An 8,351-nucleotide genomic window follows, 5' to 3' on the forward strand; every position below is an offset into this window, starting at 1 on the left:
TTAAGTTTTTAGTTTAATACTCAAACTTTTGATGATTTAATGATAAAAACACGTAAACCTAGTGCTTACGTGTTTTTTATTGCTCATGTATTTATGGTATCTAAATAAAATGCAAAAGATGTTTTTATGGGTGGCTTGCTTGGCTGCAACGACTATTTGCAATGCGGAAGTTGATGAAACGAATGCCTATGCTTCAGATCCAGTAATAGTAGATAACGAAAATAAGTTCTCTTCTAGTAATGATTCGGCTATCGCAGCAGACATGACTTTAAGTGATCGCGAGAACTTGTCAGATATTGAGCCAAGCGTACAACGACTCACTGAATCGCAGATACAAGAGCAAAACCGAAACTCTCAAAAAAATACCGCTATTGATCCCATAAAACTAAAATCATTGGCTAAGCACTCCCAATGGCAACATTTATTGTTTTATAAAAATGGCAAGGCTGAAGTCATCTCACCAGATTTTTATTTAACCAATCCTAAGCCTCGTTCGAAACGTAATTTTGATCCCTATGCAGAGCTTATAGCAACGATAGAGCAAATAAATAATGAGGGCGTAGTTTGTAAGTATCCAGCCAGATATTTATGGCTTAATCATCATTTACCAGAGCTGAACGTCGATCTCAAAAACTGCTCAAAATTACCCGATGCAAATCAAGAAATAAGCCTGATCCTAGTAAGCAGCTATCTAAAAAACCCAGCTTCTTCATTTGGTCATGTACTGGTCAAAACCAACACGCCTATAGATAATGCAAATAATACGAACAGTGATGTCAGAGAGCTATCTAGCGAGGACTTACTTAATAACTCATACAACTTCGGCGCTCGTATTCCAGAAAATGAGAACGGTGCGATGTATGCGCTAAAAGGACTATTTGGGTTTTATGATGCTGGGTTTTCAGAGACGGAATTTTTTAAACAAGACGCGGTATACTCCAAGAACGAGCAACGTGATATGTGGGAGTATGTGCTCAATCTAGATACCTTTGAAACGCAATTATTGAACTATCATTTATACGAAGCAAAGTCCGCTCGCTTTGACTATTACTTCATCAAACAAAATTGTGGTTATCGCTCAGGAGAGATACTTGAGCTGATAAGCGACATAAGAACGACTGAGCGAGTAGGTCCTTGGTATGCGCCAGACTATGTATTCGATCAGCTATTAGAACACGATAATGGCGCTGATTCATTAGTGTCTTCAGTACGCTATTTGCCCTCTGAACAAACGCAGCTGCGCGAGAAGTTTGTACAATTACCTAAGCCAATACAATCCATCATAAACTCTGTCATTCGTACAGAAAGCACTGCCCCGCTTGCTACTTTAAACGCGGACGATAGGGCGGTTGCGCTTGATTTTCTGATCTTACATCGTACTTATAAAATCACACAAGACAATACACTGAAGCAGCGAGCTCTCAAAAGCGAATTGCTCAGTCAGCGTTTTGCGCTACCAGCTAGCAATGGTTTGGCTCAGCTGACTGTACCGAACAAACCCTCTCCAGCATTGAGTAACAAAACCACGCAGACTACCGTCGTTTTATCTGACGAGAGGGCAGAAGTTGGTTTATCACTATTTGTAAAAGACCCACTTAACGCTCATACAGATATTGATAAACGTTTTGAAGCCGTAAAAGCGTCACTGGGTTATAGCTTTGATGTGCATCAATGGACATTGACGGATTTCGTATTTTTAGACATGCAGCAGATTGAAGATCTTAGACAACCGTTATCGGGCGAACCTAAACTGTCTTGGCAACTAAAAACAGGCGCTCGTACAGACATGTTTACTGGCAATCGACATAGCCCTTATGCACAAGCTGGCGTTGGCGCAGGCGCTAAGTTTGGTAAACATATACTTGGCTATGGTATGGTCAATGCGACGGTCCATGATCAAGACAGACACGCAGATATCGGTATTGAGCTTGGCTTACGTATGAAACGTAATAACCAAAGTGCTGAATTGTCTTACGTAACTTCAAAGCGAGAAGGGCGCGCTGCTATTGATGTTGCCAAATTGATATTACGCCAGCAGCTATCAAAGAATAACGACGCCAGACTTATAGTGACGTATTCAGACACTGTGATGGCCGATAATAGCGTAGTGTTAGGTGATTCAAATACGATAGATGCTGCTATCGCTTGGCATCATTACTGGTAATATTTATATAACGGTGTTTGTTGTAATTATTGTTATGATGATAAGTAGGCTACAAAAATTGCTATAGCAAAATCTAGTAGCCATTTATACCGTATCGTTTGAAATTGGCAGACTGATACCACTAATATGTTTTTATTTTGGGGAAAATAACATGGCAGAGAAAAACTACTATGACATTTTAGGGGTCAAAAAAGACGCCTCAGACGCTGATATCAAAAAAAAATACCGTAAGCTCGTTCGTCAGTATCATCCCGATGTCAGTGATCATCCAGACGCTGATAATAAAATTGCAGAAATAAACAACGCTTACGAAACGATCAGAGATAAAGAAAAGCGCGCTGAATATGACGCTATGCTCAATAATCCGTTCGCAGGTCAAAGTAGATCAAGTGGGTTTGGGAGCAATGGGCAAACTGGTGCGGGTCAAGGTGGTTTTCGCTGGGAAGATATCAAAGATCAGTTTGGTGACGGTGAAGCCTTTGGTGATGGTGGTTTTCGTTTCGATGATATTTTTTCAGCATTTGGTCGCGGCGCACGTGGGTCGACTGGTGGACAAACGGGCAGTCGCTCTCAAAGCAGCGGTTTCGATCAATTTGGTGGTGGCTTTGGGACGCAAGATAGCAAAGGTCAAGATCAGCATGCCGAGATTACCGTTGATTTGTCTTCAGTATATAGTGGCGACGACTATAGTATTAAGCTAAACGTCCCTGTTCGTCAGCCCAATGGTAATGTCGACTACGATAATAAAACCCTTAAGATAAAAATTCCTAAAGGTATCACTGATGGTAAGCAAATTCGTTTAGCAGGGCAAGGTGCTGCTGGTAGCAGTAATGGCAAAAATGGCGATTTGTTTTTGAAGGTTAAAATTCGTCATGATGCCAATATTCGTATAGAAGGCGCAGACATTTATCAAACTGTGAATATTGCACCGTGGGAAGCGGCATTGGGTGAAAAAATCAATGTCAGTACGCCAGCGGGTACGCTTGGTGTGACCATTCCTAAGAATAGCAAGTCCGGTAGCAATTTACGTCTTAAAGGAAAAGGTATCCCTGCTAAGCAAGCAGGTGACTTGTATCTAACTCTAAATATCGTCAATCCTGATGTCAGTAGTGATGCGTCGATACAGGCTTATGAGCAGCTAAAACAAGCCTTTGCGGATACCAATATTAGTCGTTAAACAAGATTATGAATAACCATTACTTATTACTGAAGTAATAAACGAATAGCAGAGATGAATACGATACCGATGAAATAAAGAGAAAACGAGGATAATAGCTATGAACCACTCGACTGAATTTACAGACATCATCATGAGCTTAGATGAACTGGTCTCTGCCTGTGGCCAAGAGCGCCAATGGGTCATCGAATTAATCGAAGAAAACATCATTGAGTATGATGTACCAGAGCATGAAAAATTTACTGGTTATCAGCTGACGACAGTGCGCCGTGCATCGCGATTGAGTCGTGATTTTGAAGCCAGCGTACCAGCAATTGGTTTGATACTTGAGCTGTTAGATGAGGTTGAGCAACTGCGCCAACTTAAACGTCAAATAGAGCAGAAAACACCAGTTATCGAAGTTGATATAGACAACCTAAAGTAATCAAATAATCAAAATAACACATAAAAAAAGGGCCCTTTAAAGGCCCTTTTTTTATGTCTATATAAAATACTACAGCAGAAATTAACGCGAATACGTCGGATCCGCTGCTGCTGTAAATAATACATCAGTAGAAGAGTTCAAAGCAGTCTCAGCTGAGTCCTGAATCACACCGATGATAAAGCCAATCGCAACTACTTGCATCGCGATATCATTTGGAATGCTAAATAAGCTAGCAGCGAGTGGAATCAATAGCAATGAACCACCAGCAACACCAGAAGCACCGCAAGCACTAATCGTAGCAACCAGACTGAGTAGCAGCGCTGATGCAAACGTCACTTCGATACCCAACGTATGAGCAGCAGCAAGCGTTAAGACGTTAATCGTAATCGCAGCACCCGCCATGTTAATGGTGGCCCCTAGGGGAATGGTCACCGAATAAGTGTCTTCATGCAATCCAAGCTTACGGGCAAGGTTCATGTTGACTGGGATATTGGCCGCTGAACTACGTGTAAAGAAGGCAGTAATTCCTGATTCGCGCAGACATCTGAACACGAGTGGATAAGGGTTCTTGCCAGTTTTAATAAGGACGATAAGCGGATTGGCGACCAACGCAATGAATAACATACAGCTGATTAATACCATTAAGATACGCGCGTAGCCTGCCAAAGAAGCAAAGCCTGTCTCAGCAACCGTGCTAGCGACTAGGCCTAAGATACCAAATGGGGCTAAAGCAATAATCCATTTAACCACTTGTGAGATGGCATCAGCAAAATCACCGACAACATTGCGCGCCGTATCACTGGCTTGGCGCAGGGCAAAACCGATAATAATTGCCCATGCTAAGATACCAATGTAGTTGGCTTCAGCGATTGCATTAATCGGGTTGGCGACCAAGTTCATGAGCAAGTTCGTCAAGACTTCTTTTAGGTCAGCAGGTGGTACTTGTGCGATATCGGCGTTGATCAAGACCAGCTCAGTCGGGAATAAAAAGCTGGCACCGACTGCTGTTAGCGCTGCCAAAAAAGTGCCGAACATGTACATAATAAGCACCGGCTTTACGTAGACTTCATTGCCACTGCGATGTTGACTAATTGCTGCCATAACCAGAATAAATACTAGGATGGGAGCGACTGCTTTTAGTGCGCCGACAAAGAGTGTACCAAGCAACCCTATGGCGGTGCCGATACTTGGCGCCAGCCAACCAATCAATACCCCTAATACCAAGCCAATAATAATAAGCGACACCAGCCCTATACGCTGATACATCGCAATTAATGAACGCATCTGTACACCCTCAAGTCCGTTAAAAGTAAGTGAATTGTCACAACAGAAAATCTATCGAAGGATGGTAGCATTTTTTGACATATTCGCATACCGCTCATAGCAGTAGCTGTTGCATGCAAATAGAGGAATAGTAGAGTTATACAACTAGTACAAAAAGAATGCAGCACTTATAGGCAAGGGCTAGCTACTCAGAATACCTCATTTATAGGAGAGTAAAAGCAGCGATATAGGCAGTGATATATAGGTAGGAAGACATGTCGCTGTAAGAGATGAAGGGAAAATAAACGGCAGAGCTACACCTTAAAGTGGGTCAGATCGTAACCTAATTGCTGGTAGGCTTTATATTTATTACGACCTTCTTGTGTACTTGTGGCATCAGGTAGGATCAGCTCAAGGACTCGAGAGGGTTTTGAATTATTGGTAGCAGTCATAAAATCGTTGACGGGACGTGTCGTCGTATTGAGCACGATACCATTAAAATCAGCTGGCATATGATTGCCTAATAGTACAGGCGCTAATACTTCAGAAGTAGCAATGTTACTATCATCAGTACCTCTATCACTGGTACTTTTATTGTCATTATCAGAAAGACATTGATGCGGTATAAAACTCGTAGGCTCTTGAGCCCAAAGTGCCGTATCTAGATTTGCTAGTAATGTCTCATCTTCAATTAAAATCAGCAAAGACTGAGCGCTTTTGTTAAGCGCCGTCTGAGTCAGCTGACAAATAAAGCCCAAGAAATCTTGGGCCTTACTTTCACTTAATACATAAAAACTAATTTTCATAAATGGATTAAGCCATCTCTGCGCTGTTTTTTAGATATTGCATAAACAGTGGCACAGGACGTCCAGTGGCTGCTTTGTCTTTGCCTGAGTTCCATGCAGTACCAGCGATGTCTAAATGGGCCCATGCTTGACCTTCTTCAATGAAACGCGACAAGAAGCAGGCGGCAGTTACCGCGCCAGCACCTTTACCACCGATGTTTTGCATATCAGCGATTGGTGAATCAAGCTGAGCTTGATACTCGTCATCTAAAGGCATATGCCAGATAAGATCGCCTGATAGGTTGCTGGCATTTTCTAAATCAAACAGCACATCTTCATCATTACTAAATACGGCTGAACGCACATGGCCTAGTGCAACCACACAAGCGCCAGTCAAGGTGGCAACATCGATGATGGCTTTTGGCTGATAACGCTGCACGTAGCACAAAGTATCTGCTAGTACTAAGCGACCTTCAGCATCAGTGTTCAAGATTTCAACTGATTTACCATTCATCGCTTTAACGATATCGCCTGGACGCGTGGCATCACCTGATGGCATGTTTTCAGCACAGGCTAGCGCACCAACGACGTTGATTGGTAGACGAGCTTCACATAATGCTTTGATTGTACCAAGTACTGACGCCGAACCACCCATGTCAAACTTCATCTCATCCATCGCCGCACCTGGCTTGATTGAGATACCGCCTGAATCAAAGGTTACGCCTTTACCAACTAATACGATAGGTGCGTCGTCATTGGCCGCTGGTGCATTGTCATTGCTATTTTTGCTTGCATTTTTAGCTGACTTTTTGGTTGGTAGTTTATCCGCCAATGCCTTTAGACCACTCACTTTTGCGTTACTAGTAGTTTGCTCGGTAGTGCCTGCAACTGAACTAAATTCTGATTTGCCACGGTACTCCATGAGCACCAGCTTACCTTCTTTGGTGGAGCCTTGTGCAACGGCCAAGAAGCAATGCATACCTAGCGCTGCCATCTCGTCTTCACCTAGTACTTTCACGGTTAATAGGTCAGGGTAAGTTTTTGCAAGCTCTTGAGCTTGTTCAGCCATATAAGCTGGGAAGCAGATGTTACCTGGCTCATTGGCTACATCGCGAGTCAGGCTCTGACCAGCAAATACTGACTGAGCAAATGCTAGCGCAGGCTGTAGTGACTCATCAGCTAACAGATAAACATCAGTCAATACAGGACTTGCTTGCTCAGACTTGTACTTGTCAAAGCGGTAGCTTGCTGCCAACAGATTAAGGGCAAATTGACCAAAGTGATTTTCTTCTAGTGCATCACCCAAAGCGACAGTGATAGAAGACACACGCTTTTGTGTGCTGCTATAGATCGTATTAGCGATTTTTTGCAGTACGGTGTTGTTGAACTTATCGGTGTTACCTACACCGACCAATAGCAGTTGTACAGGGTTTTGCTTAGTGGTTTTTTTATCACCTGCCAGCGCATAGTCAGCAACAGTCTCACAGGTAGTGCCCTTGAAGTGAGATACTTCAATCAGCTGCTCAATACGAGTGGTATATTCGGTCAGCACAGATTCAGCAAGAATGTTTTTCTTGTCATCGACCAATACAACCAGACAAGCATCGTCTTTACTTTTGGCTTCTTTTTTCAGGATTTTTTGCGTATGGGTCTTTGGTAAATGCTGAGATAATTTGATATTCATATAGTTATCCTTATTAGAGCTATGAAAATTGCAGGATTTGTATGTCTGCTTATACCTGTCAGATTATTAAATTATTTGGTCTGTTGAGCAATCACAGTAGTGTAGCATATTGCGATAATCGTGCGCAGTTAGCAAGTCTTGGGTAATACGTTTGAATTATTATGCTGTACTAACTTACGCTATGGTTTAACGGTTACATTATCATTCTCCGATGATGCCAACATACTAGCCATTGACCAATTCATCGGTCGTTACCATCGCGGCAAATCTGTCTTGTAGTGCGGCCATGGCAGTATCATGCATGATTTCAGCGCTTATCGGCTCTCTTGTAGCGCTAGGTAAGTCGCGCGTGGCACAGGCATCGTGACAGACAAAACTATCGAAACCTAAATCAAATGCGGCGCGGACGCTTGAGCTGACGCACATATGACTCATAAAACCTGCAAAAATAATCTGCTTTTTTTCTGCTGCTGAAATCAGTGATTGTAATTGCGTATCATAAAAGGCATTCGGATGCTTTTTGGCAATCACTGTTTCGCCATCTTGCGGCTGCAATTGCTCGACTATCTCAACATTAGCTGATAAAGGATCAAAGACATTGCCATTCTTGGCGCCATGATGGGTAATGTGGAAGATAGGTAAATCTTGCTGACGCGCTCTATCGAGTAGTAGGCGCGCATTGGCGATAGCTTTTGCCCCAGCGTCCCCTAATGGCATAGCGCCATCGACGTATTCGTTTTGATAATCGATAAGAACGAGTGCGCAATTTGACCAATCAAGCGCATCGAATGTGCCGCCAGCGAGCTCAAGTAGGGTAGAGGGTGTAGAGGTCGTTTTATTCATTAATATTATTC

7 protein-coding genes are annotated in these 8,351 nt (G+C 42.8%); 3 read left to right on the top strand and 4 right to left on the bottom strand.

Going from position 1 to position 8,351, the window contains the following annotated elements; genetic code table 11:
- Positions 1-109: 109 nt before the first annotated feature.
- The 3 genes from CXF61_RS01115 to CXF61_RS01125 all read left to right on the top strand — a co-directional run bounded on the left by CXF61_RS01115 (position 110) and on the right by CXF61_RS01125 (position 3,765).
- Positions 110-2,164 carry an Lnb N-terminal periplasmic domain-containing protein gene (locus CXF61_RS01115; RefSeq protein WP_193834155.1) on the top strand — a complete coding sequence of 685 codons (2,055 nt, stop codon included), beginning with the start codon at positions 110-112 and terminating at the stop codon, positions 2,162-2,164.
- A gap of 151 nt (positions 2,165-2,315) precedes the next feature.
- Positions 2,316-3,341 (top strand): DnaJ C-terminal domain-containing protein, encoded by a 1,026-nt coding sequence (locus CXF61_RS01120; RefSeq protein WP_165596847.1) that lies wholly within the window; start codon positions 2,316-2,318, stop codon positions 3,339-3,341.
- A 100-nt stretch (positions 3,342-3,441) separates the two neighbouring features.
- Positions 3,442-3,765, top strand: a complete 324-nt coding sequence (locus CXF61_RS01125) for a chaperone modulator CbpM (RefSeq protein ID WP_165596848.1) — start codon at positions 3,442-3,444, stop codon at positions 3,763-3,765.
- Between the two features lie 81 nt (positions 3,766-3,846).
- Here CXF61_RS01125 and sstT read toward each other — a convergent pair whose 3' ends face one another.
- The 4 genes from sstT to CXF61_RS01145 form a co-directional block, all read right to left on the bottom strand.
- Positions 3,847-5,049, bottom strand: a complete 1,203-nt coding sequence (sstT, locus tag CXF61_RS01130) for a serine/threonine transporter SstT (protein WP_165596849.1) — start codon at positions 5,047-5,049, stop codon at positions 3,847-3,849.
- A 293-nt stretch (positions 5,050-5,342) separates the two neighbouring features.
- Positions 5,343-5,834: a DNA polymerase III subunit chi gene (locus CXF61_RS01135; protein WP_165596850.1), complete on the bottom strand. Its 492-nt coding sequence runs from the start codon at positions 5,832-5,834 to the stop codon at positions 5,343-5,345.
- Positions 5,835-5,841: 7 nt separating this feature from the next.
- Entirely contained in the window at positions 5,842-7,497 is a 1,656-nt protein-coding gene (locus CXF61_RS01140) for a leucyl aminopeptidase (protein ID WP_165596851.1), read from the bottom strand.
- A gap of 225 nt (positions 7,498-7,722) precedes the next feature.
- On the bottom strand, positions 7,723-8,340 hold the full coding sequence (locus CXF61_RS01145) for a cysteine hydrolase family protein (RefSeq protein WP_165596852.1): 618 nt from the start codon (positions 8,338-8,340) through the stop codon (positions 7,723-7,725).
- Positions 8,341-8,351 lie beyond the last annotated feature (11 nt).

The organism is Psychrobacter sp. 4Dc (assembly GCF_002836715.1).
GTDB lineage: Bacteria > Pseudomonadota > Gammaproteobacteria > Pseudomonadales > Moraxellaceae > Psychrobacter.

Bases quoted from the DNA above. Each gene is read 5' to 3' on its own strand.
- CXF61_RS01115 (WP_193834155.1), top strand. From the start codon at position 110: ATGCAAAAGATGTTTTTATGGGTGGCTTGCTTGGCTGCAACGACTATT.
- CXF61_RS01120 (WP_165596847.1), top strand. From the start codon at position 2,316: ATGGCAGAGAAAAACTACTATGACATTTTAGGGGTCAAAAAAGACGCC.
- CXF61_RS01125 (WP_165596848.1), top strand. From the start codon at position 3,442: ATGAACCACTCGACTGAATTTACAGACATCATCATGAGCTTAGATGAA.
- sstT (WP_165596849.1), bottom strand. From the start codon at position 5,049: ATGCGTTCATTAATTGCGATGTATCAGCGTATAGGGCTGGTGTCGCTT.
- CXF61_RS01135 (WP_165596850.1), bottom strand. From the start codon at position 5,834: ATGAAAATTAGTTTTTATGTATTAAGTGAAAGTAAGGCCCAAGATTTC.
- CXF61_RS01140 (WP_165596851.1), bottom strand. From the start codon at position 7,497: ATGAATATCAAATTATCTCAGCATTTACCAAAGACCCATACGCAAAAA.
- CXF61_RS01145 (WP_165596852.1), bottom strand. From the start codon at position 8,340: ATGAATAAAACGACCTCTACACCCTCTACCCTACTTGAGCTCGCTGGC.